This is a genomic window from Sporosarcina sp. SAFN-015 (assembly GCF_059415085.1).
Window position 1 is genome coordinate 215,120 of record NZ_JBPFDR010000003.1, and the last position, 24,655, is coordinate 239,774.

The window sequence follows — 24,655 nt, forward strand, 5'->3', positions numbered from 1 at the left end:
GCAACGCACCTATCCTATTAATTATTCCAGAATTTGTTGAAGTCAGTACCGCAATTTAACACTATAATGTCTCATTGATTTGGGGATTCCTTTAAATTCAAGAAATCCGCTATATAGTAAATTCCGGATTCTATATTCTAAGAAGAAAACATTTATCAATTCTTTTGTCTCTGCTAAGACTTCCCCAATCACCATTCCAGCCATGATAAAATCCTTTTTCTCCTGCTTGCGATGCAGCATTTCAAGGGTATCTATGATCAGGGAGTCGAAGTAATCTTCATTGACACCCTTTATTTCATCCTTCTCCCATATACGAAGGTCTTCTTTCGTTTGCGCCAAGAACAGCCACTCTTCTAGTAGCTGACTTCTTAACTGTTCGGATAGAGGTGCGTCCTTCTTTCCCTTAACAAAAAGGATACGTAAATCGTTTGACTCGATTTGACTTGTATATGATATTTTTCGATTTTCACCTTGGGAAGTGATGTATTTTGCGTAGAGTTCAGTTGAGTTCAAGAGAAAAATATCATTTGCCTTGTCGCGCAGTAAAAAAAGAAGAAACCGAAGAGCGATTTGTTCATCGACATTATCGCCATACCAAATGTAGATAGGATATTGACTAGGAATATCGTCTATCTCCCGCACTGTACTGGAAAATTTATTTTCATATATGTAATCATCTTGTTCATAATTAATATGTTCATATATCCATTCATTGCGAAACGTTTGCCCCGCTTTTTCATGTAAGTTATACAATGGACCAATCGAAAAGGAATCGGGAAAACCGATAACAATCTTTGGCCTATCTAGCCCTACTTGTAAGGAGCCAGCTGCAGATTCTGAAGAAACAATATGTACAGGCATAACTTCAAACTCGTCGATCGGGCTTCGTGAATAAGATTGTCGGTGCTTTTGAATAGATTCATTTATGATATCTACTATTTGGTTCAGATCGTTTTGATCCATCACAAATCCTTGGCCTTCGAGGAGATTGCCTGTTTCGTGATTAAAAGCTTCAAAAGCATCTTCATGTTCCACTTCAAACGTTTGCCAGTCCCCATTTTCATTTACATCTAAAACAGTTACATACTTTTGTGTTTTGATTTGATAAACCAATACTCCTTCAGGCTCTATAAAAAAATAAACAAATGGATAATTGACTTTCGTTATTATTTCGAACAACTCCTTACATGATTGACTAGCACACTAATTTCCTACTCTTGTGCCTAAACAATTATCTTATTGGATAATTGCTTTGTTAGAACGCTTGCGGAAATAAACGGTTAACAATAAAAAGAAGAGAGGCAATAAACCTAAAAAAGATATTGGCGAATTACCACCAACGAAATACATGCAAATAGGAAGACTCGCGATAAAACAAATTAACATGGCTTTCCATGATTGTTTAATCACGGCATAGAATAGTGAGAGAAATGACAATAAGATTGTAAATCCGAGTGCTATAATGGCTAGTAAAGTTAATAAACCCACCTCAAACTCCTCCTCCCTGTTACTCAGAGAACATTGTTTTTCCCTTCATTTGATTACGAAAAAGTAAAATGATTTGTATTGTCAGCGAAATAAAAATCAAAGAAATAATGAGTCGTAAAATACGATCACTACATTTTACTCGCAATACTAGTGAATAACCAAAATACGGAAGACGATGTGTTGAGCCCAATAGAACCAGGCTGATCACTCCTCATTCCACCATTTCACCTGAAATCCCCCTCGTTTTCCATCAATCGCTTCTATAACAATATATTTTGTTGAATCCTCTTCAAATTCCATGCTGTATACGTCATTACTTTCTTCACTCATCCCTACAAAATCTCCATCCTGATCATAAACAGATATTCCATAGCTATCGCCGGTACTAAATAGATGCTCGACAGCAAAGTAAATCTTTTCACCTTGCGCTCCATGAATGGGAATCAAGTGCTCGCCATTAAAATACTCGTATTCTACCTCCACAGATGAATCACCTACCATCTCGTGCCATCCGGCCTTACTTGTATGATCGAAAGGCATCATCCCTAAGCAAACAAGTGGAACAGCAAGTACCATCCAGCTATACCATTTCGAAGGTTTTAACTTTTCTTTCCCAAGTAAAAAAAGGAGAGAGAACAATGCGCCAATCGTTCCCGCCAGTAATGCAAATTCGATAGGCATAAAAACAAGAAAAATAATGTAGCCGAACAATATATAAAACACTATCTGTTTAGCCAAAGAAAAAGAAGGCAAGATTTTACCGATAACATCAATAATAAGAGAACTAACAATTCCATAACCAAAAAACACGATCCATATTGCCGGTTCTGTCACCGTATGGTGAAATTGAAATAAATTAAAGCCACTCCCCACGAACATGCTGATAAAAATATGGATATAGAGAAGCTAGCGCCGATCAACTTCTTTAACAAGCTATTCACTATTAAATGTTTTTTCAAATATGCTCAACTCCAACAAAGAAGTATTACTAAAAATATTACTTAGCAAGTATTAGTACTACCTAAGTCAATTATATCATGAAGGCAGCATGTAATTTCGTACTATTCATCCAAGTCAAACAAAAAAATACACCCCCTACTCTTTAGGAAGGTGTATCAGATTAAAACTTTTACTTATATTCATTTTTCATAGACAGAGCAATCTTATTTTATGTCTGTTTTTAACGCAATCTTTATATGTTCCAAATGATGATTTTCGTGCCAAGCTAATTTTGCAAGTTTTGCAGCTACAGTTATTGCTCCGATTTCCTCGTGTGTAAAAGTACGAACTAATTGCTCTTCAGTGATATTGTTTCCTAAAAATACGATGCGCTCATTGATGCCTTCCAGCATTTTGATGGAGCTTTCCGCAGGAAGTTGTGTATCAGGCTGAACCGCCCACTTATCTTGATCAAATGCAGGAACTGTAGGGGTATCATCTGTCAATGCCAGCTTCAAACGTTGGTACATGTTCAACTGGGAATCTGCAATATGATGTACAAGTTGAAGGACGGTCCACGCACCATCCCGATAGGTTTTGCTTAATTCTTCATCAGTTAATGAGTCAACGACTTGTCGTAAGCGAGTCGTGTACGTTTCGATGTCTTTAAGCCATTCTTGAACATTTGCGAGTGTTGTTTTTTCTGGTACTTGTAATTCTCCAATCGGAAATGTAACATCCATTTTCAATTCCCCTTTTCTCTATTGATTTTATCTAGTACTCTCAAGGCGATTATACCAGAAAACAATTATACTTTTCTAATAATTCATTTAAGTTTTAAGTAGATATCGTGTTATATGTCTCCATAAGATCGCCTGAAAAGATGTGAAAGGTAAAACCTATTGGAAAACCTGCTGGATAAGGATTCTCTGTTTGTGTAATACCAATAAATTGCCCCCGAAACGCCTCAACGATTGGCTTTGAATCAATAACTACCTTTTCGTCCTCAGCCTCAAGCATCACTTCATCCCATTCAACTTGTAAAAATCCTGGTTGAGTATATGATATTTTCGGAGAAGAACCACTTTTATTATTCATTTCTAGTCGTTTACCTAGCTCTTTATTTTCCTTCTGTAGATTCTCTATTTCAGCTGTAAATAATTCTTTTTGAATTAATAAACTTTCAACCTCTTCTTTTTTAGAAGTCAGTTTCTGAATCTGATATAACATAATAACAAGAAGAGCAGTTGAAGTTACAAACAAGGCAGCAAACAATAGCTTCTGAAAATCCTTTATTTATATCCACTCCTTCCAAAATTGACATGCCTATTATCCATATTTTATTAAAATTTCATCCAAGTATTACATACGCAAAAAGAAATATCATACGTAACCTTTTCTATATTTCCCGCTAAAACTCCTTCTTTCACTGCGTTGACATTTTCTGTTTATTACAAATTACTGAAACTTTCCATCCATTAATAACGTATCAAGTTTAAGGCTGTTGTTACCCAACTAACGGTAAAGCTTAATTTGAAAAACATTCCAATAGATATGTTATGCGTAATGAGAAGGAGATAAAAAACTAAGAAAAAGGGGTTGGTATTTATGTTTTTTAGATCACCAGAACAAGTTTTAGCTTTTATAGGAATGTTGGTAGGAAGTGTAATTGCAATTTGGCTAATGGGTGTGTTTGCTACTTATGTCATTAAAAAGATAACAAATAAAAAGGGGGAGAATGGTAAAACAAATAATAGCATTCGTTGATGTCTTCAATTATGGATACGGTGGGATTCCACAAAAAACACGTATTAAGGGACGTGTGTTTACTTAAAAATGATATGGCAAACCTAAAGGACCTGAATAGGTCCTTTTCTTAGGCGTCTACCCCTCAAGTTTATCTACTGCTTTATAGAGGAAGAACTATAAGAGTGAACTTAACTGCTACACAGCTAGTAGCACATATAAGAACTATCGAGGAGGTTTGAGTCATGGAAAAAAGTGAACGGACAGTTGCAGAATTGGTACTCGATCAACTGTCGTTATTCGGTGTTAAACGGATTTACGGAGTAGTTGGTGATGCGATTATCGGTCTCATTGACGCACTTGCAAAACAAGACCAAATTCAATTCATCGCAGTTAAACATGAATCGACTGCTGCTTTCATGGCTTCTGCAGAAGCGAAGCTGACAGGTCGGCTTGCAGTATGTACAGCAACGATGGGTCCCGGGGCAGCCAACTTGCTTAATGGGTTGGGTGACGCATATGCAGACAAAGCACCTGTCTTTGCAATCACTGGCCAAGCACCGACGGATAAAATCGGAACAGACTTTCCGCAATATGTGGATCAGCAAGAGCTGATGAAACCTTTCGCATCGTTTTCCGCTACTCTTGCCAACCAGGATGCAACAGTCGAACTTCTGCATAGAGCAGCGCGCAAATCACTTGATCAGCGGGTTGTCACTCATTTGTCCATCCCAAAGGATCTTTTCATGGAATCGACTTCTGCAGTGCCGCGAGCTTTGCCTGAACAGATAGAGGGCTTTTCTTCTTTCACAACGGAAAGCTTAAAACAGGCAACGTCAATGATGAAGACGGCAAAGTGTCCGATGATTCTTGCAGGATCCGGAGCAGCCGCTGCGTCAGTTGAGGTTGAGAAACTTGCTGAAGTATGGGGAGCTGGCATCTTAACTAGTTTAGGCGGAAAAGGTTTGTTGGATGAATCTTCACCTTTCCTGCTGCAAGGCATTGGCGAAGGTGGCAATCCGTACGCCGCCGATGTCTTGAAAGAAGCTGATGTTGTCCTTCTTGCAGGTACGGCATGGTGGCCGGAAGGATATGTCCCATCTGACGCACAAATTATCCAGATAGACACCCATTTCGACAAAATTGAAAAGAGCATCCCTGTGAAGCTTGGCATCACAGGATCAACAGAAGAAGTTCTTCCACTGTTAAGGGAGAGCCTGCAAGGATTTACCCGAGCTGAAGACTGGGTTGACCGTTGCCGGGAAGCTAAACAGAAATGGGCTGAGCAAAATGAGCAGGAAGGCAATACTGCGGGGTCTCCCGTGCATCCTTCCCGTATTATGCGTGCCCTTGACAGAACAGTCGATGCAGATGCAGTTCTTTGCGTAGATACAGGCGACGGGACAGTGTGGTTGAATCGCAATTTTAGGCAAAAACAGCAAAGAATAGTTTTCTCCGGATACTGGCGAACGATGGGGTTCGGTCTTCCTGCAGCAATGGCGGCAAAGCTAGAACAACCGGAAAAACAAGTCGTTGCAATCGTTGGAGATGGCGGCCTTCAAATGACGCTCGCCGATTTGACGACTGCGACTCGCTATGGACTTGACATTACCGTCATTGTATTAAATAATGGCTCACTTCAAATGGAAAGGGACAAGATCAACGTCATGGACAAAAAAGAAGTTGGAGTTGATCTTACAAACCCTGATTTCATCAAAATCGCTGAAGCATGCGGATGGAAGGGATTCCACGTCGCAACAGATCAGGAGCTTGAATCCGTACTAGAATCCGCTCTAAAAACAAAAGCCCCGGCCCTCGTGGACATCCAGACATCTCAAGCATTTTTCCCGGAAACCAAATAAAGTATGTTGCAATTCACACCTTTGTATAATAAATGGACACATCGAATGTGACTTTGTTGTACAAAGGTGTTTTTTGAGTGGATAATACTCAAGGACAATAAAACCCTTCCACCGGCTTATCAAACAGCATGAAGATATCTTTGAAATACGTTTCATCAACCAACTTGTCCAGCACTCCCTTGTAATACCCCGGCAAATTACGTATTGCCTTCTTCTTTGTGGCCATGACAGTGATCATCAAAGCACGATATGCAAGATCCTCGAATACATGACGATCGTCTTTGTAGATTTCGTACTTCAACATGCGTCCCGATATGGCTCTATGAATTCCATAAAATTCACGAGCTAGTTTAATCTCGCCGATTGTCGTGGCAAGCAAATCTTTCATTCGACTAAATAGACTAGTGGATAACCTTGGCGATTCCGTAGGAGACGTGTAGTTAAGATCTTTAGATTTTAATAGAGATTTAGAAAGAGGAGCTTCGTCTGCTGGAAATTGCTCGTTTTCCTCGTCCTCATGCGGTTTTTCGTCATCATCCCGGCCGTTCATTTTCCCCTGGTCATCGAAAGGTAAAATGATATAAATGTTGGCGCCTAGCCCGCTCATTACTGGGCGGATGTAGTGCACTTTCTCAATGATGCCTAAGTTGACGAGTTTTCGGATTGCGCGTCTTACCGTTATGTTGGATTTCCCAATCGCTTCTTCGATCGTTCCATGTTTCAAATGAGCAGCCCCATACTTTACAGAGTATCGACGGATGACGTCTAGCACTAGGCGTTCTGATTTCGTTAAATCGTCCCAGTGGGTCATCACATGTTGTTCAGCTGCAGCGTCCATTTCCTCGATCGTGTTAAATCGTGAGTATTCTTTCAGATAGTGTGTCATTTACAATTCCCCCTTTGCCCTCTATATAGAAGGGAGGGGTCAAAAGGGATACTCAACATCGACAATAAATTAAAATAGATCTAAATACCCATAAAAAAGTTAGCTAAAACAAGGGGCATGGGTCATTCTAACTTTATCAACTATTTAGAGCATTTGATATATCCTCTATAATTCCTATGTGAACAAAAACATCCCAAATAATAAAGGCGGCAAGAAATAAAATGAATATTGCAACATACAATTTTATGTTTTTTCGAGGTATCAATGGTTTAATAACTAATACAAGTAGTAATTATAACCAGTCAAATTGAAGTTGGTTTTCATTGTTACCAGCAAAAGTATTGTTACCAAAGAAAAATACATTACATAAGGTAAAAACCTTTTATTAATCTTAGGAATAGCTACCCCTCCTTAATGTTGTCTTATTTAGATCTACAGACGACTTAGTTCCTTACTATTGCATACGTTCGGAACGAATAAAGGTTACAAGTATAATTAATAGGAATCCACTTTTATTCTGGTTAAACAAAGGGAGACCATCAATTGATGATTTCCCTTTCTCGTAATTCAATTATATCGTATTTCATGATAACTACTGGTAGACTTCCGGTTTTCACTTCATTCATCCATAAAATTACATTCTCTACTTTATTGCAATGGAATACTCAGTTCTATATCTTTTCCAATAGGATTGAAGTAATAGCTGAAATATATTTTTGCTTTGCCATCATAATCTTGAAATTGCGTCGTCTCAATTTCGTACTGCCCATCTCGTGAAAATGTGCTGCGTGTAAATTCTAGTGGTGTACCATCTTCTTTTACTGCATTCCATAGCCTTAGATCTCTACCTTGATTATCCCCTTTCTTTATAGCAACTGATACACCTTGAGACGTTACGGAAATGTCCCAATCGAAAAACTCAGGTTTCGTGAGTACTTCTTTTGCGCCAAAATCAACTTCAATAAAATCCTCGCCCTTCGGAACGGCTTGAACACCACCAATATTAATCATGAGTGAATCTGCCTCATGAAAATAATTACTTTGCACATAGAGAGTAATTTTGCCGTCGCGAATGTCCCCATGTTGTGCACTGCCATTCATGATACTGTATCTACGCTCACCGCTATCCGTCATGACTGCAATATCATCAAAAGCTAATATTTGCATTGTATTCGCTTCTTCTATTTCAATATCTATGGCCATTTTTAATGGAGAACGGCGAATTTGTGTAATCGTAAATTTCTGACCGTCAACATCTACAGTACGATTCGTATCAATAACTTTTTCCTGCGCTATTTCATTTTGTAGTGTAAACGGTATCGTAATTTCAATATTCCCCTTATCGATATCATTAAAATGAAAAACAGCTTTAAAATCCTTCGAAGTATAAACGATTGGTTCTGAAAAGCTATATTCTACTAAAGAAGAAATGTATTCTTGATTATCTGCATTCATGGTAAAACTACTTGGACCAGGTATTTCGTCGTCTCCTTGGAACAATTGAACGTCATTCAACTCTAATTTTGCCATATCAAATAGAGCATCGGCGTCATAAAAGAGTACAAAGCCCGAATGATCTGCAATAACGCCTTGTAATGTTAACGATAGGCCATTTTTAGACTCCGTTACATTTATCTCTTCAAAGTATTGATTATCCACAATGTCTTTTATCCCAGCATCGAGTCTAACCGCTGATACAAGTGCATAAAAGCCAGGTATTTTTGCAACATAACCAGCAAAAGTAGGAGAAACACGAATTGAAAATAAAATACTTATGCAAAACATAGCAACAATTGCAACTGGTACAATGCGCTTCTTTATTCTTTTTTCCCGCTGAACTTTACGAAAAGTATTCATTCGGATTTGTTGAAGTTTCTCCTTTGGAACGTCAATCGGTAGTTTACTCATAGCCAGTCCTCCCTTTCTCCAGCGTAATTTCTAAGCTTCTTTAATATGTGGTGAAGCTTAGACTTTACAGTACCTTCAGGAATTTGATTTAGCTCAGCAATTTCTTTGTTTTTTAATTGCTGAAAATATTTCATATAGACGAGTTGCTGCTCCGACAAAGATAATTGTTCAAGTAGTCGCTCCAAATCAGAATAGATGGCCCATCCAGATAAGTGATGTTCCTCAATTGGAACAGTTGGTTGTCGTTTTCTTAAATGATCTTTACAACAATTGATTAAAACTCGGACGAGCCATGTTCTGGCATATTCTTGCTCTTTAACGGTATGCATTTTTTTTAGTGCCTTGTAAATAAGCTCCTGCATAACGTCCAACGTGTCTTGTTCATTTTTCATATATGTAAAAGCCATGCGATATAAAATCTCTTCATCCATTTCAATAAGTGAAAGTATCGCTTGATGATTCCCACGAATAGCACGCTGCACGATTTCAAATTCCATCCTTCTCGCCTCCTTCCTTCATTAGACGCAGCGTTTCTTCATTTCGTTCAATAAAGTTTTTATTTTTTAGAAAACCGTTGTATTCTATAGGTTCTTGATAATTTAGTCTACTCCATTTCCTTATTCAGCGATAGGTTGCGCTTCAACCCCTTTTACCAGTTTATAGATTTCTCATCTCCCATCTATACTTTTCCACCCAATATCCAATTAGCAAGCAAAACAGGGACACCAATTCATATGAGAATTGTGTCCCTGAACTCTGTTTCTTCTTTTTCATTAGTCATACCTAGCAAATTTAGTTAACTCCTCAAATTCTTTATCCGTGATATGTCGATGAGAATACGATAAAACTCTATATCCGGCATTCCCTTTGTCATCGGGTATAAGTATCGTCATACGTATTAACTGGTATGGCGGGCTATGTGCCCCTTCGAAACCGATTACTCTTAATGTGTTGCATTAAAACTTAAGATAAGAAAAGTAAGAATGGTTATGCATAGTATTGTTTTATTCATTTGGCACCGTCATTTCTTCCCACGAATAATTTGGTACGGTTGCAACCCATAACGTATCCCCCATGAAGTCAATGTCATAAACGATACGATCAACCGCATCAAATACTTTTTTAGGTTTTCTTTCATCGTTTGTGTCGATGGAATAAATTGCGTCACCCTGACCGTATCCGAATAGTTTTTCACCTTTTTTAATAAATTTAACGACCATTTCGTCAGCTGGAATTTCACTCCATGTTTCCTCTTTTAAGTTTCGGGACCAAATTCCACTCTTTGTTGTGATGTAGAGCCTATTATGAATCACCTTCATATCATAAGGTGCTTCATTAAGATCCGGGAGGGGAATCTCGCTCCACCCATCCTTTTTCTTTTGCAAGATCTTTCTTTCTTCGGTGAGTCCTATCAAATCACCGTTATCCGATATTTGAATTACATAAAATGGTTTAGGAACAAGAGCCTCTTTCCAACTCTCCCCTTGATTTTTTGTATAATAAATAGTTTCATTTGATAGCACAGCTATATGGTTATTACTTGAATAATCTACGTGCTCAATCGCCTGGTCTAAAGAAAGGATTTTCGAACCTTTATTTTTTGAGGTAATATCCGTCCATAACTCCTTTTCCGTTGCTGCATATAACCGATCATTCCTATCAAACCAAGCATGTGTTACATACCCCCCAGCTTCCAGAACTTTCCATGTTTCTCCATTGCCATCACTCATTTCAATAAATGGCTTCTTGGTTGTACTAAATTGTGTTGGCTTTTTGTCACCCCATACGACTAACTTGTTATTTCCAGCAACCACTCCCGTAATCGCCATCCCTTTTTTAGAAATATGTTCCGAGCCATTACGTATGGATAGCAATCCTCCCCCGTACGGTACTTTATGAATGGCACTGACCACATCTCCATTTTTAGCATTAATCGAAATCCGGGTAAAACGGTTATCTCGATCATTTCCAACCACTGTTAGAATAGGCTCACCCTCGATACTATCCAATGTAAAATGATAACCGGTCGCCCAATCTTTTCCCTGTTTTAATTTGTATTTATCTTTTGCTATTTGGAGAGCATCAGTGCTATCCAATTTTATCTCACCGTGAGGTATTGTCGGATTTGGAGATTGCTTAATTGGTTCAAACACAGTTATTTTCATTTCGGAGATACCAATGATTAAATGATCCTCTGTGTCTGGAACCATAAAGGTTACAAACCATTTGAATCGTTTTCCTGTTTCGCCTCTGGATCCTCCCATCGTTTCATCCACACTGTTCGCTCCTGTAAGAGTGGCGTTTACATTCCATTCTTTTGCTCTCTGGAATCCAATGTCAATCGCTTCTTTTAACGTAACTTCACCATTTGCAGCGATTCCTTCATTACCCTTCACATTTACAAGAACCAAAAAAATCAGTAACAGGAAAGAAACCTTTTTATAGAAATTCAAAATTCCACCATCCCTTCATCCTAAATATTGTGTTTTTATAGGATGGGGAAAATAGTCGCTAATATCCTTCGTATCAATATAAAAACCACTTTCCTGATTTTCACATCAGTTGAAAGTGGTTTTTTGCCGTTTGCAATTACGGCGTTTCACCAGTCTTAGATGCCGTCCTCTACCCATGGAAGGTGTATTGTTATGATTCCGTGAATTTTTTCACTGTTTGATATCAACTTTTACGTCCTCTTCTATCCAAGATGGGTAAAAATCGAGTTCCAACCGGATTGGACTTGCAAAATTAGAAAGCGCTTTGTTTGGAAGCTCAAATTCGATTTTCACTTCTCCCGGGGAGATCATTCTTGAACCTTTTACATAGTTAGAAGGGGGTGGTGTGCGTCCACCGTAGTGTATATAAAATTCTTTTTCATTAGCATCTATAAATTTTATAAACCTAACCATATTCGTATCGTACTCTTTATCGATTTTCACTGACAAACTTACAGTATTATCCTTTACCTGTAAATTTGAAAATATCGATTGAGAAGGTTGATCTATAAATTTTTCGGATTCCGTGTCAATTAAAATATGGGCTTCCTCTTTGTCCATCGCTGATACTTTCCCAACCGATAATGATAACTTTTGTGGTTCATAAAAGTAAAAGCTTTCTTTTAATGGGACTACCCAGATATTACTTGTCGGTATTGGTTTATATGCATTTCCCGGAAGAGCAGACCATTTCCTACCCTTTTCGTCCACCAGTTCTAACTCATCAAACGGACGAGCAAGAAGTTTCTTCGTATTATTAGGATTTTCCTCTATTTGAACAACTGTACGTATTGGATCTACTATTAATTCTTTCACTTTAAAACGCTGACCTTCAATTTCAAACTCTTTATCCACAATAAAATTCTTACTGTCAACTTCCGTCTTTTCATATGCGAAAGGAATATTGAAATGCTCAATTTTTTCTCCATTCTTTAATCCTATCGCCCAAGATAAGTCTTTATCATGTACTATTTTCTCAATATATTCAGATCCGCTGAAAACTTTTTCATCTGTATTTGGGGTTAAGGGAAAGGTGGAAGTTATAAACTCATAACTATATAAAAAATTCATTTTTGACCTTAGCCTTTGGTATGTTAGTTCGAGCGAGCCTACGTCCATATCTTCTGTTCGGACTGAGTAAAAAATAACCATACCCTTTTTGTCCGCAATTACCCCATCAAGAGTCACTGTAATACCATTCTTTTCTTGAGAGAGATTCAAAGGTTGATAAAAGTCATTTTCAACTGCAGCGGTTAATCCCCTATCATGATATATTAAACCAACAATGCGTTCCATCCCTGGTATAGATGCGATCTTGTTGGCGAATGCAGGTGATACAGAGATACTTGTAATAAAAGAGACGAGAAGGATTGCAGCAATTACGATTGACCATGAACTTCGTTTCCTTAATTTCGTTCTTTTTAACAACTGTTCCTTTTTGGCTTTCTCGAATCCATTTTGTACGGCAGAATGCAGCTTGTCCTTTGGTACTTCGATTTGTTCAATGGATTTCCTTCTCTGCTCCAATTTCCTTTCTTCCTCCTCAAACACGCTTAATCTCCCCCTTCTCTTCAAATACTGCCCGAAGAGCACGCAATGCCTTATGTAAACGTGTTTTAATCGTTCCTTCAGGGGTATTCCACATAATCGCTATATCTTTTATCTTTACATCTTCGAAATACTTCAAGTGCAATAACTCTCTCTCGTAGTCTGATAAGTTTAAAAGTGCCTCTTCAACTTCCAAAAATGTAAAGTCTTCGATAATTCCATGTTTCATAAGTAGTGTTTCCTCCAACACTTCCCTCCTGCTTTTCTTGAGGATATCTTGACAATAATTCATCATGATTCGGATCAGCCAAGTTTTAAAATAGGCAGGCTGCTTTACCGTTTTTATACTTCGATAGGCCCTATAGGTCACCTCTTGGATGGCCTCCAGTGCATCTCCTTCATTTTTCATATAAGATATAGCTGTTCGATATAATGCTTCTTCATATAAATGCATTAATGCAAGAAATGCTTCTTGGTCGCCTTTAATTGCTTTCTGAACTAGTATTTCCTCACTCAAAATGTCACCTCTTTTACTTTGCCTCTATTTATTAGACCTACAACTAGGAAAAAGGTTTTTAGAAATCATAATAAATTTCCATTGCGAAACTTATGCTCCCATTCCCCCGCTTTTATTTTAACTTCAAAAGTTAAGCGGCAGTATGACTATAGTTGCGAAAAATTGGAAAAAGTATGTACTTCCCAAAGATGCTATTGTAAACTTGTGAAGAGTCGAACAAAGGGAGTTGGAGAATTGAAACAAGGTATTCACATTAGAATTAAAGACCGTACAGGATTAACTGAACGGGAGAAAAACATTCTGCATATAGGGATTCTGAATACAATTGTCCTCGCAGGCTTCGTGGAAGTCGTTAGCAAAGGGGAAGGCGAAGGTGGGACGGCCTTTAATCCGATCGATGACTGCTTTATCGGATTCACGATGATTTATCAAAAGCCGATTCCAGATGAAATGGCGGAGGCGTTGGTTGAATCTATTACAAGAAGACTAACAACCTTCTTTTCTATGAGTGAAATTGAAATGGATTTAGAAGTTAGGTTGGCGTACTGATATAACAAGATTGTGTCGTCCATTTAACGGTTTAGGTAAACAGAGAGAAAAACGCTCAGAAATTTAATGTTTGAGCGTTTTTTTCTAGTAATCTTCCCTACTCTTCCTTCCATTGAAAAAATATTTTAGATATAAAAAATGAGTTGCTAAACTCCCCCGTTAGATGAATAAGAAAAAAATCATCTTTGCAGCTGAATGCTCTTAGAGTAAAGCAACATTTAGATATAATATTTATCGCAGTATCAAGGGTGGAATCCCTGAATCTAAATCATCCTCTCTACATCTCTATTTAAATTACCGCATTGCCTGAAATAAATCGCACTCATTTGATGGACAGTCAAATTGTTTAATATTGCGCGCGCTTATTCTTTTACTTCTTTAGAATATAATAGGATAGTCTCTTCTTGCGTATTTCCACTACCTGTTTCATCCCATCGAATCACTGTGTATATTTCATCTATATCTTTAAACGTTAAGGAATCTCCACTTTTCGTAATAGGAGAAGGACCTTCGATACTCCCTATTTTAACTCCGTTCTGAAAATATTCGGGTCCTGATACTATTTGACCATGTAATGACGTTTCTTCGTTATTTATGATAGCGCGCATACTCAAGTTATAGTACTGGGTAGTATGATCACCGTTCTCTGATTTGAAATATAATATCCCGTTTCCTGAAAATGTGTTTTTCGGATCTATTTCTATCTGATAATCAGTTAGCTTCCAATGTGTGCTTTCTCCTGAGAGTCTTAAGTAATAATAGTCATTTTGGATATCTCGGTGATTCAAATACATAACAAGGACCACTAATATGGAAATAAGGAATATTAATATTGGATAAATGATTTTATGGAGCAAAAGTTTGTTCCCCTCCCTATTACATTAGACTTGTATTCGATCAGCGACTTAACAAATTAATTTTAGGACTGAAAGTGATTGATGTACCATGCCTGCAATACAAATAATTAAACCCATTGTTGCAATACCAGCGCCACTCACTTTTGTTCCAATGATCTCATTTATCACTACGATGGATAGAAAAAGTCCAATAATCCCTAAAACAAATCCAATTAACGGCGTTACATATGCTAGAATCCCTAATACTATAGATACGAGTGCTTTTCCGTTAATACCTTCCTTTTTATTCACTTTTCTCCCCCTTAATAGTTTACTACTAAATCCGCAGTGCTGAGAGGGTTGACTGTCTCCATGTAGTATTGTTCTCCTAACCAATATCTATCTTTGTACTTCTTCAATCTCGCTTGGTATTCCCCTAAGTAAGAATCACGACGCAATACCCTTTCTCGCCTTAATTCAAAGGGACAATTCAGGAAAATAACAAAATCAAAAAAGCATTTCCATTCTTTCCTTTGTAGAAATATACCTTCAATTAGTACGATACTGTCCTTTAACACATCAACCTGCCTAGTGGAAATTACGTCAGTAGACTTTTCATAATGTGGCAAATTGAGTTGGTCGCGAATATGCAAAGGTTGTAGTAAATTCGATTTTAATCCTTCGATATCCCATTGCAAATAATAGTATTCGTACCACTCTTCGTAACCCGTTTGATAACGTTTATTCCTTTCAACAATGTGATCATCCAGGTGAAACATATCGATTTCACAGTTATAACCTTTTAACTCTCGGCTCAACTCTGCGATGAAACTAGTTTTACCTGCGCCTCCTAGTCCATCTATCCCGACGATTAGAGGCCGATTTTTAGTAGAGCGATTTGTAAACTGAGCATATAACGTTTCCGCGGTTTCATTAACTTTTCTATTCATCTTTTTTCGTAGTGATTTTTTTAAGAGTTGTATTGATATTAATCAGGGCGATTAAAATAAACCCGAGCATTATAAAGGTAACAATTTCACCAGTAAAGAAAGAAATGATGCCTAAAATTAAGGCATATAATGTATACATAAAGTTATTCATATTGCATCTCCTTTATTTTTTACTAACTGGTCTGATTCTTACAGTGCACATAATAATTTTCCGATTATTAGTAATACGTTTCATATCTTAAAAAGTTGCGCTGTACCTTTCATAGATAGGAGTGGTTGGAAATTGTATTGAGAAAGCCGGTTATCCGATTGCATATGGTGCAATGAAACGAAAGCGTGCCATAACACAATGAAATGATTGCAACACAAAGAAAACCGCCTGCAACGAAAATTAACCATTTCGCATCACAATCAACAGGATTCGCAATTACATAAAAGCTATTTGCATCACAACCAGAACGTACAACTGGCTATTTAAAGAGCAAATGAAGAAAATAAGGCAATATAAAAAACCACTTTCCTGATCTGATCAGTAAAAAGTGGTTTTTGTCGATTACATCGAGATTTCGATAGCTTGTCCGAAACTTCAAATGAAGATAAGTTAGCTTATTTTTTCTTGCCTGCATTATCACTTACTTTGTTCATTTGCGCCATCATTTGATTAATCTTCTTTTGTGAAGGTTTTTGTCCCATTTGCATCATCATCATACGTAACATTTGTTCATTGATCGGCGGGTTTTCCTTCAAATATTTCATCATATATTGACGTGCAATGAAAAATCCGAGGGCCACACCTGCGATTAACGCGACGACGGCAATGAGGATTACCCAAATCGTGCTCATCCGCTTTACCTCCTTCACTACCGTGATTCGAGAATACTCTACCATGATGGATTATACAACAAAGGGACGGAGGATAGCAATGACTGGGAGTAAATAATTATATATAATGTCGAATTGAATCTTAAAACAGGAATGTTCGATTGTTCCCGAGCTGAGCTTCTTGTTTAATAGGCTTCAGCCAGCCCCATTCGCCATGCTCGTCCATCACGGCAAAAAAACGATCATCCGCTCCAGATAATGCAACGAACAAGTCTAGATCGAGCATGCGTGAACCATCGCAATACGCTTGAAGAGAATACGGGGTCAGCGAGATATGGATCGACCCTTTCATCGGATGAGATAATTTATATTCTCCATCATCACTTTCGACTGTCGTAAAGCTTTTTCCCAAATTGCTGAGGATTGCTTGGTCAATCGCGGATTCTTCAATTTCATCACATAAATACTTAACTTCCTGCATCGGCTCTTCTTGCGCATGATCCTTTAGCAAATCATAGAGAAGGCCTTCTCTGCCTAGAATAAATGATTGGTATCTTTTCTTAACTTTATAAATATCATAAGTTCTCACGACTGTTCCCTCCTTTTACATAGTCTATCCCAACTAAAGTAAAAAGTTTGTCAAAACACGGTAAAGAAAGACACTAATGTTGTCGAAAGGTTTTTAATAATGAGTCTAAATGATATTAAAAAAATGCCGCTTCGAAATAGTAGTCTTATGACATTTCGAAGCGGCAATAATTAACGACCTAGGATTTCTTTCATTTCACGAACTACATTCTCTTCAGTGAAGCCATACTCCGCAATAACCTTTTCCCCTGGAGCACTTGCGCCAAACGTGTCGATTGCTATGACTCCACCTTCATCGCCAACATATTTATGCCAGCCTAAAGATGCACCCATTTCAATAGATAGACGTTTTTTCACTGCTTTCGGCAGTACAGTTTCTTTATATTGCTCATCCTGTTGCTCGAACAAATCCCATGAAGGCATTGAAACGACTGCAACGTCGATTCCATCTGCCCGTAGTTTTGTTTGTGCTGCAACAGCAAGATTCACTTCTGAACCTGTAGCAATTAAGATCCCATCCGCCACTTCCTTTTCGGAAGGAGAAATTACATAAGCACCGCGTTTCACGCCATCCATTGCAAGTTCGCCCGATTTCGGCAATACTTTCAAGTTTTGACGGGATAACACTAGAACTGTCGGTCTGTTTTTCGATGAAACCGCAATATTCCATGCAGCTGAAGTTTCATTGCCATCTGCTGGGCGGATGACTGTCAATCCTGGCATTGAACGAAGGGAAGACAGATGTTCGATCGGCTCATGCGTCGGACCATCTTCACCAACTGCTACGCTATCATGTGTAAACACGTATGTGACAGGCATTCCCATAAGAGCAGAAAGCCTGATTGCAGGTCTTACATAGTCACTGAATACGAAGAACGTTCCGCCAAACACGTGTAAACCACCATGAAGCGCCATACCATTCAAAGCAGTACCCATCGCAAATTCACGGACGCCGAACCAAATGTTACGGCCTGAGAAATCGCCTGGGAGGAAGTCCCCTGCACCTTTGATTGTCGTCTTGTTTGAACCAGCAAGGTCTGCACTGCCTCCGAAGAATGAAGGCAATACGTTAGCAATGGCATTGATTGCGTCTCCTGAAGCTGATCGAGTTGCATGGGATGATCCGGCTTCATACGTAGGAAGCGCTTCTTGAAGTCCTTCAGGCATTTCACCTTTGATGGCAGCTTTCAATTGATTAGCTAACTCAGGATGTTCGCTTTCATATTGTGAAAACAGCTCATTCCACTGCTGTTCCTTCTTAACGCCCAACTCATCAGTCGCCTCTTTGAACGTCTCATAGACGCCTTCAGGAACACAGAAATCTTCTTCGTATGTCCATTTGTAGTATTCCTTCGTCAACTTCATCTCGTCTTCTCCAAGGGGAGCTCCATGAACATCGGCTTTTCCGGATTTATTCGGCGCACCGTATCCGATAACCGTCTTCACTTCGATGATTGTCGGGCCTCCTGAATTACCTTTAGCCTCTTCAATCGCTTTTGAAATCAGACCGATATTATTGCCGTCTTCCACGCGGATATAGTTCCAGCCGTATGATTCGAAACGTTTACGGATATTTTCCGTGAATGACATATCTAGATCTCCATCCAAGGAGATGTCGTTGCTGTCGTAAAGGACGATTAGTTTTTCCAATTGCAAATGACCTGCAAGGGAAATCGCCTCTGCCGCCACGCCTTCCATAAGGTCTCCGTCGCCGCAAAGAGCGAATGTATGGTGGTCGACGACGTCGAAACCTGGACGGTTATACGTTGCTGCCAAATGCTTTTCAGCCATTGCCATACCGACTGCCATACCGATTCCTTGACCAAGCGGCCCTGTTGTCGCTTCAACACCTACTGTGTGGCCGTATTCAGGATGCCCAGGTGTTTTCGATCCCCATTGGCGGAAGTATTTCAATTCCTCCATAGGCAATCCATAGCCGCTTAAGTGGAGCAAGCTATATAACAGCATGGAGCCGTGACCTGCCGAGAGGACAAAACGGTCGCGGTTGAACCATTCAGGATTCGAAGGGTTATGGTGCATATGCTTCGTCCATAATGTGTAAGCCATCGGAGCAGCGCCCATTGGCAATCCCGGGTGGCCGGAATTCGCCTTTTCGATCGCATCGATGGATAACGTTCGTATTGTGTTTATTGCTAATTGGTCAATCTTTTCGGTCATTCAGAACATCCTTTCCCGTGCTTTATCTTGTAGTTGCAATTGTTATACCATCTATAGTGTAGTCAATTCATAGATGAAATACAATCCATTCTATGTCCAGATGTTCAGTTGAGGAACTTCTTGTTGCGTGCGTCTTTCACTTTGTCGGGTGTAACGTCGTTGCCTTCGGGGTCGATTACTTTGACGTTTTCGATTGTGTCACGCATGGATGAACGGAATGTTTCTAGGTATTCTTTGCGCAGTTGTGTTTGTTCTTTTGCTTCTTCGATTGATAGGCCGATTGTTTTCGACTTTTTTGATAGTTCGTTGATACGTTTAATTTTATCTTTTGATAACATCGAATTCCTCCAGTTGTGTTGTCCACATGCAATTGTACACCGGATTTACGCTTCAGGCGGACGCTTTCCGCTTCAATCCTAATAAAACTTTAATAATAATAACAATAATACCATTAACAATTGAAGTGAAACTCATTAAAACTATACTTTGAAGGTATACAAAAAGAGCAGGAAGTGCAACAAATCAGCCTTCCTGCTCTTGTTCATATTCTTTATATCGGCGGTGGACCGTTGCTTTGCTTACGTTATGGCCGAGGCCTCTTAATACGCCTGCGATTTCTTCGAAAGTGAGGCCTTTTTGCCGTAATGAGACGATTTCACTAACGGGAACTTCTTTCCGTTCGCGTCCTTCTAGGTTGCCTTTATTTTTTAAATTCCGTTCTGGCCTGTATCCATCGCGGACCGCCCGTTTCATCCCCCTGCGAATCTTGGCATTATGTAATTTTCGTTGATATTCTTCGACGATCGCCAGTATTTCTAGCAGCATTGTGTCCATTTCGTTCAATTTCAATGCCCCGTTATCGTGGTTTGTAATGACTTCGGTGTTTGTCTTTGCAAGCAAATGCAAGATAGCGACTCTAGCGTTCCCTCTGCCCAGTCTTGTTTCGTCCTGGATGAGAATTGCATCTATCTTTTCGTCACGTATGCAATCTAATAAGTCAAGCAGCCCTTCCCGTTCCATATCATAGCCGCTATGCTTTTCCTTAAATATATGTACAACCTTCAGACTAAGTTCGTCCGCAAGCCGGTTCAGTTCCTCTTCTTGTCTCGCTAGTGAGACTTCCTGTGAATCTTTTTCCGTGCTGACACGGCAATAAATGACACATGTCTTCATTTTCTCCCCCCCTTATTCTTCTCCTGCCAATTCAGTCAACATTGTATCATGCATGAGCGGATCCAATTGCGGCAATTTCAATGTTTCTCCTGATTTGATCGTCGTGGATTCCATATCGTTTATTTCCATTACTTTTGCAATCCATTTTTTCGGGTGATCTTGTTCAGAATAATTTCTAGCTAACCCCCAGAGAGTATCGCCCTCCGATATTGTAATTTCAATGAACGAATCTGAAGCAGACTTCGTTTCTTTCATGACGCCTGCAATTGTAAAAGCAGTGCACAGAAGTAGAATCAAAAGGATAAAGCCATATTTTTGAATGAAAGCCATAAAAAAACCCCTCCAAGAATGTTTGTTCGGAATACTTGTTCCCATTATAGGACACGAATTTTTAGAAGTCAACAAAACTTTCGAACCTTTGTTTGCCAATTGCCCGAACACCTGTTATACTCTTTGTAAGAAACAATTGTGGATACGGACGTTCGTTCGCACATTTGCTAATTATTGATTCTATTAATTGGAGGGGTGGAAAAATGAAAAAAATCTCAAAAAGACAGCAGGATATCCTAACGTTTATAAAAGATGAAGTGAAACTTAAAGGATACCCGCCTTCCGTTCGTGAAATTGGAGAGGCTGTCGGACTAGCTTCAAGTTCAACCGTGCATGGACATCTAGCTAGATTAGAAAGTAAAGGTTATATCCGCAGAGACCCGACAAAACCAAGAGCAATCGAGATACTAGATCCGGAAGGTTTGACTGCGCTTAAATCTGGTGTTGTGCATGTTCCGTTAGTCGGAAAAGTTACCGCTGGATTGCCGATTACTGCAATTGAGAACATTGAGGAGTATTTCCCGTTGCCGGATACATATGGCACGTCTGATGATAAGCTGTTCATGCTTGAAATAGTAGGAGATAGTATGATAGAAGCTGGGATATTAAATGGGGATTATGTCGTCGTAAAACAGACACATACAGCTAATAATGGAGAAATTGTAGTCGCAATGACTGAAGAAGATGAGGCGACAGTGAAACGTTTCTTCAAAGAAAAGGATTATTTCCGTTTGCAGCCGGAAAATGAATCGATGGAACCGATCATCGTCAATTCAGTTTCCATTCTAGGTAAAGTCGTAGGCGTGTATCGTCAGATTCATTAATGAAATAAATTGATAAAGACTGTCTGGAAAGTCGATTCGACTTTGCGAGACAGTCTTTTTTCTATTGAGTTGCGCCTTTTGAGCGCTTATTGAGTTTCATGAGCGCTTTTACGGATTGTTGAGCGCTTGTTGCGTTTCTTGAGCGCTTTTCTGGATTGTTGAGCGCTTGCTGCGTTTCTTGAGCGCTTTTCTGGATTGTTGAGCGCTTGTTGCGTTTCTTGAGCGCTTTTCTAGATTGTTGAGCGCTTGTTGCGTTTCTTGAGCGCTTTATCAAATTGTTGAGCGCTTGCTGCGTTTCTTGAGCGCTTTTACGGATTGTTGAGCGCTTGCTGCGATTTATGAGCGCTTTTCAAGGATTGTTGAGCGCTTGCTGCGTATCATGAGCACTTTTCAGGATTGTTGAGCGCTTGCTGCGTTTCATGAGCACTTTTCAGGATTGTTGAGCGCTTGCTGCGTTTCTTGAGCGCTATCAGGATTGTTGAGCGCTTGCTGCGTCTTATGAGCGCTTTATCGAATTGTTGAGCGCTTGCTGCGTTTCTTGAGCACTATCAGGATTGTTGAGCGCTTGCCGCGTTTGTTGAGCGCTTTATCGAATTGTTGAGCGCTTATCGGAATAGTTGAGCGCTTGATGATTGTTATAATCAAATATACAAAAGGCTATCCAGAAGGTAGATTATACTTAACCTGTCCGGACAGCCCTATCTTATTTCATTAACTACCTTACATCATCTTATCTTTTAATAACTTATCTACAGAAGACATGACTGCCGCTTTCACATGTTCGTACGTCAAACCGCCTTGTACATAAGCCGTGTATGGCGGACGGATCGGACCGTCTGCTGTGAGCTCGATACTGGAACCTTGTATGAATGTTCCTGCAGCCATAATGACGTCATCGGAATAACCCGGCATATACGATGGTTCGGGAGCGTAATGCGCATTGATCGGCGAGTTTTCTTGGATTGTTCGACAGAAAGCGATCATCTGCTCAGCGTTGCCGAAATTTACGGATTGTATTAAATCTGTTCGCTTAGCCGAATAATGTGGTGTCGTATCGAATCCATAGCTATCGAGGAAACCAGCTGTAAAAAGAGCGCCTTTCACTGCTTGGCTAACGACGTGGGGAGCAAGGAAGAAGCCTTGATACATTTCCAGCAGCGTATCAAGTGATGCACCTGCCTCCGCACCAATTCCAGGCGACGTCATACGATAAGCGCATTTTTTTACAAGGTCGGCACGTCCCGCAATGTATCCACCGGTTCTTGCAAGACCTCCTCCTGGATTTTTGATGAGCGATCCTGCCATTAAATCGGCCCCTACTTCTACCGGCTCTTTCGTCTCGACAAATTCACCGTAGCAATTGTCTACAAATACAATAATGTGAGGGTTCACCGATTTGATGAATTGTACCATTTCACCGATTTCATCTACACGGAAAGAAGGACGGTCCGAATATCCTTTTGAACGTTGTATACCGACCATTTTCGTCTTGGTATGGATATTCTTCTTTACTTCTTCGAAATCTACTGTGCCGTCTTCTTTCAAATCGATGTGCTTGTATGTAATTCCGTAATCAATGAGCGACCCAGTGTCCTCACCATTGCCGGATACGATTGATTCCAACGTGTCGTATGGTTTTCCTGTTATATAGAGAAGTTCATCACCTGGTCTTAATACGCCGAACAAGCTTAAAGAAATTGCGTGTGTCCCTGAGATGATCTGATTGCGGACGAGACATGCTTCCGCGCCAAAAGTGTCTGCATATACTTGTTCAAGCACATCCCTGCCGCTATCATCATATCCGTAGCCTGTCGAGCCGGTTAGATGAAAATCGCTCACCATATTTTTTCGGAATGCTGCCAGCACTTTTCTTTGATTGAAAAAAGCTGTCTTTTCCACGTCTTTAAAATAAGGGGCAAGTGTTTGTTCCGTTTCTTCCGCCTTCTTTTCGATTTCGGAAGCAAATTCATGTATCATCATTTCAATTTCCTCATTCCTACAAATAGTCACTATAATATCTTATCAGTCTCATGGAATAGGTCAATGAAAAACGATTGGTATTGGCGGAGTACGTATTTTGATATACAATTGTTTTGTTTGAAGTTAGGAGGAACATGATTGGCTTGGGAAGTATTCAGTTTTATCGGTACGGCAGCTTTCGCCGTTTCCGGAGCATTAGTTGCGCAAGAAGAAAAATATGATATATTCGGTGTCTATATATTAGGGATGGTAACGGCGTTCGGTGGAGGTGCAGTTCGAAATGTTCTTCTCGGAATTCCGGCTACTGTATTATGGAACCAGAACTTTCTTTTCATCGTCGCTTCGATATTAATTACATTCATTTTCTTTTTTTCGAAATCTATTATTAGGCATTGGAATCGGTGGGGCACTTATTTTGACGCCATCGGACTAGCCGCTTTTGCAATTCAAGGGGCCATGTTAGCAGTCAATATGAATATGTCACTTTATGCGGTTATGGTTGCTGCCGTTTTGACCGGTGCAGGCGGAGGTGTGATCAGGGATCTGCTTGCAGGCAGACGCCCCCTTATCTTCAAGAAAGATATATATGCAATATGGGCGGCTGGAGCAGGTTTTTTTGTGGGCATCGGACTTCATAGCTACGATTGGGCATTATACGCACTGCTCGTTGTAGTCGCGGCTTTACGTATTCTTTCTTATCGTTTTCACTGGGAATTGCCGCGTGGCGAAAATGAATATAACAAATAGAAAAAGGAACAGGTATGTTGAACCTGTTCCTTCATTGGGACATATGCTTGTTATTCTTCGTCCTTTAACACGACTGGTTTTGCAGGTACATATGTGGAAATTGCGTGTTTGTAAATTAATTGCTGTTTGCCATCCGATTCCAAAAGAACGGTGTAATTATCATAAGATTTGATAAGACCTTTCAACTGAAAACCATTCAATAGAAATACAGTGACAAACGTGTTATTTTTCCGTAATGAGTTCAAAAAAGTTTCTTGCATATTGCCTTGTGACATACACCCCAGCCTCCAAT

The 24,655-nt window shown here is 39.5% G+C and carries 26 protein-coding genes; 5 read left to right on the forward strand and 21 right to left on the reverse strand.

Features of this window, described 5'->3' with window-relative positions; genetic code table 11:
• Positions 1–42: 42 nt before the first annotated feature.
• The 4 genes from ACR65H_RS06895 to ACR65H_RS06910 all read right to left on the reverse strand — a co-directional run bounded on the left by ACR65H_RS06895 (position 43) and on the right by ACR65H_RS06910 (position 3,702).
• Positions 43–1,113 carry a DUF1835 domain-containing protein gene (locus tag ACR65H_RS06895; protein ID WP_440499422.1) on the reverse strand — a complete coding sequence of 357 codons (1,071 nt, stop codon included), beginning with the start codon at positions 1,111–1,113 and terminating at the stop codon, positions 43–45.
• 579 nt (positions 1,114–1,692) lie between these two features.
• Positions 1,693–2,361, reverse strand: coding sequence for a hypothetical protein (locus ACR65H_RS06900; protein WP_440499423.1), 669 nt, complete (start codon positions 2,359–2,361; stop codon positions 1,693–1,695).
• Positions 2,362–2,651: 290 nt separating this feature from the next.
• Positions 2,652–3,170, reverse strand: coding sequence for a YfiT family bacillithiol transferase (locus tag ACR65H_RS06905; protein ID WP_440499424.1), 519 nt, complete (start codon positions 3,168–3,170; stop codon positions 2,652–2,654).
• Between the two features lie 94 nt (positions 3,171–3,264).
• Positions 3,265–3,702: a hypothetical protein gene (locus ACR65H_RS06910; RefSeq protein WP_440499425.1), complete on the reverse strand. Its 438-nt coding sequence runs from the start codon at positions 3,700–3,702 to the stop codon at positions 3,265–3,267.
• 333 nt (positions 3,703–4,035) lie between these two features.
• On the opposite strand from ACR65H_RS06910, the gene ACR65H_RS06915 reads away from it, so the two are divergent.
• Positions 4,036–4,194: a hypothetical protein gene (locus ACR65H_RS06915; RefSeq protein ID WP_440499426.1), complete on the forward strand. Its 159-nt coding sequence runs from the start codon at positions 4,036–4,038 to the stop codon at positions 4,192–4,194.
• A gap of 224 nt (positions 4,195–4,418) precedes the next feature.
• A complete protein-coding gene (locus tag ACR65H_RS06920) occupies positions 4,419–6,035 on the forward strand; it encodes a thiamine pyrophosphate-binding protein (protein WP_440499427.1) in 1,617 nt (538 codons plus the stop codon).
• A gap of 88 nt (positions 6,036–6,123) precedes the next feature.
• Here the strand turns inward: ACR65H_RS06920 and ACR65H_RS06925 are convergent, their stop codons facing one another.
• The 6 genes from ACR65H_RS06925 to ACR65H_RS06950 all read right to left on the reverse strand — a co-directional run bounded on the left by ACR65H_RS06925 (position 6,124) and on the right by ACR65H_RS06950 (position 13,386).
• Positions 6,124–6,921 (reverse strand): helix-turn-helix domain-containing protein, encoded by a 798-nt coding sequence (locus ACR65H_RS06925; RefSeq protein WP_440499428.1) that lies wholly within the window; start codon positions 6,919–6,921, stop codon positions 6,124–6,126.
• A gap of 648 nt (positions 6,922–7,569) precedes the next feature.
• Entirely contained in the window at positions 7,570–8,829 is a 1,260-nt protein-coding gene (locus tag ACR65H_RS06930) for a DUF4179 domain-containing protein (protein WP_440499429.1), read from the reverse strand.
• The gene (locus tag ACR65H_RS06935; RefSeq protein WP_440499430.1) at positions 8,826–9,326 is read right to left on the reverse strand and encodes a sigma-70 family RNA polymerase sigma factor; all 501 of its coding nucleotides are present in this window, start codon (positions 9,324–9,326) and stop codon (positions 8,826–8,828) included. Before ACR65H_RS06935 ends, ACR65H_RS06930 begins: the two co-directional genes overlap by 4 nt.
• 507 nt (positions 9,327–9,833) lie before the next feature.
• The gene (locus ACR65H_RS06940; protein WP_440499431.1) at positions 9,834–11,282 is read right to left on the reverse strand and encodes a beta propeller repeat protein; all 1,449 of its coding nucleotides are present in this window, start codon (positions 11,280–11,282) and stop codon (positions 9,834–9,836) included.
• Positions 11,283–11,492: 210 nt separating this feature from the next.
• A complete protein-coding gene (locus ACR65H_RS06945) occupies positions 11,493–12,872 on the reverse strand; it encodes a DUF4179 domain-containing protein (RefSeq protein ID WP_440499432.1) in 1,380 nt (459 codons plus the stop codon).
• Positions 12,865–13,386, reverse strand: a complete 522-nt coding sequence (locus tag ACR65H_RS06950; protein ID WP_440499433.1) for a sigma-70 family RNA polymerase sigma factor — start codon at positions 13,384–13,386, stop codon at positions 12,865–12,867. The genes ACR65H_RS06945 and ACR65H_RS06950 overlap by 8 nt, the downstream gene beginning before the upstream one ends.
• Positions 13,387–13,620: 234 nt before the next feature.
• On the opposite strand from ACR65H_RS06950, the gene ACR65H_RS06955 reads away from it, so the two are divergent.
• Positions 13,621–13,935 (forward strand): hypothetical protein, encoded by a 315-nt coding sequence (locus ACR65H_RS06955; RefSeq protein WP_440499434.1) that lies wholly within the window; start codon positions 13,621–13,623, stop codon positions 13,933–13,935.
• Positions 13,936–14,297: 362 nt separating this feature from the next.
• On the opposite strand, the gene ACR65H_RS06960 is transcribed toward ACR65H_RS06955, so the two are convergent.
• The 9 genes from ACR65H_RS06960 to yneA form a co-directional block, all read right to left on the reverse strand.
• Entirely contained in the window at positions 14,298–14,792 is a 495-nt protein-coding gene (locus ACR65H_RS06960) for a hypothetical protein (RefSeq protein ID WP_440499435.1), read from the reverse strand.
• A gap of 48 nt (positions 14,793–14,840) precedes the next feature.
• Positions 14,841–15,083, reverse strand: coding sequence for a DUF4190 domain-containing protein (locus ACR65H_RS06965; protein ID WP_440499436.1), 243 nt, complete (start codon positions 15,081–15,083; stop codon positions 14,841–14,843).
• A gap of 11 nt (positions 15,084–15,094) precedes the next feature.
• Positions 15,095–15,721, reverse strand: coding sequence for a kinase (locus ACR65H_RS06970; RefSeq protein ID WP_440499437.1), 627 nt, complete (start codon positions 15,719–15,721; stop codon positions 15,095–15,097).
• Positions 15,722–16,327: 606 nt separating this feature from the next.
• Positions 16,328–16,564 (reverse strand): YneF family protein, encoded by a 237-nt coding sequence (locus ACR65H_RS06975; protein WP_060208743.1) that lies wholly within the window; start codon positions 16,562–16,564, stop codon positions 16,328–16,330.
• Between the two features lie 121 nt (positions 16,565–16,685).
• Positions 16,686–17,132: a sporulation inhibitor of replication protein SirA gene (gene sirA, locus ACR65H_RS06980; RefSeq protein ID WP_440499438.1), complete on the reverse strand. Its 447-nt coding sequence runs from the start codon at positions 17,130–17,132 to the stop codon at positions 16,686–16,688.
• A gap of 170 nt (positions 17,133–17,302) precedes the next feature.
• On the reverse strand, positions 17,303–19,309 hold the full coding sequence (gene tkt, locus ACR65H_RS06985; protein ID WP_440499439.1) for a transketolase: 2,007 nt from the start codon (positions 19,307–19,309) through the stop codon (positions 17,303–17,305).
• A gap of 104 nt (positions 19,310–19,413) precedes the next feature.
• Positions 19,414–19,647, reverse strand: a complete 234-nt coding sequence (locus ACR65H_RS06990) for a DUF896 domain-containing protein (protein WP_440499440.1) — start codon at positions 19,645–19,647, stop codon at positions 19,414–19,416.
• Positions 19,648–19,831: 184 nt separating this feature from the next.
• The gene (locus ACR65H_RS06995; RefSeq protein ID WP_440499441.1) at positions 19,832–20,482 is read right to left on the reverse strand and encodes a YneB family resolvase-like protein; all 651 of its coding nucleotides are present in this window, start codon (positions 20,480–20,482) and stop codon (positions 19,832–19,834) included.
• A gap of 12 nt (positions 20,483–20,494) precedes the next feature.
• Positions 20,495–20,812: a cell division suppressor protein YneA gene (yneA, locus tag ACR65H_RS07000; RefSeq protein ID WP_440499442.1), complete on the reverse strand. Its 318-nt coding sequence runs from the start codon at positions 20,810–20,812 to the stop codon at positions 20,495–20,497.
• Positions 20,813–21,015: 203 nt separating this feature from the next.
• On the opposite strand from yneA, the gene lexA reads away from it, so the two are divergent.
• Positions 21,016–21,636: a transcriptional repressor LexA gene (gene lexA, locus ACR65H_RS07005; protein ID WP_440499443.1), complete on the forward strand. Its 621-nt coding sequence runs from the start codon at positions 21,016–21,018 to the stop codon at positions 21,634–21,636.
• A 720-nt stretch (positions 21,637–22,356) separates the two neighbouring features.
• Here the strand turns inward: lexA and ACR65H_RS07010 are convergent.
• Complete coding sequence (locus ACR65H_RS07010) at positions 22,357–23,616, reverse strand: methionine gamma-lyase family protein (RefSeq protein WP_440499444.1); 1,260 nt, start codon at positions 23,614–23,616, stop codon at positions 22,357–22,359.
• Positions 23,617–23,754: 138 nt separating this feature from the next.
• On the opposite strand from ACR65H_RS07010, the gene ACR65H_RS07015 reads away from it, so the two are divergent.
• The gene (locus ACR65H_RS07015) at positions 23,755–24,363 is read left to right on the forward strand and encodes a trimeric intracellular cation channel family protein (protein WP_440499445.1); all 609 of its coding nucleotides are present in this window, start codon (positions 23,755–23,757) and stop codon (positions 24,361–24,363) included.
• A gap of 50 nt (positions 24,364–24,413) precedes the next feature.
• Here ACR65H_RS07015 and hfq read toward each other — a convergent pair whose 3' ends face one another.
• Complete coding sequence (hfq, locus tag ACR65H_RS07020; RefSeq protein WP_251694746.1) at positions 24,414–24,638, reverse strand: RNA chaperone Hfq; 225 nt, start codon at positions 24,636–24,638, stop codon at positions 24,414–24,416.
• Positions 24,639–24,655: the final 17 nt, after the last annotated feature.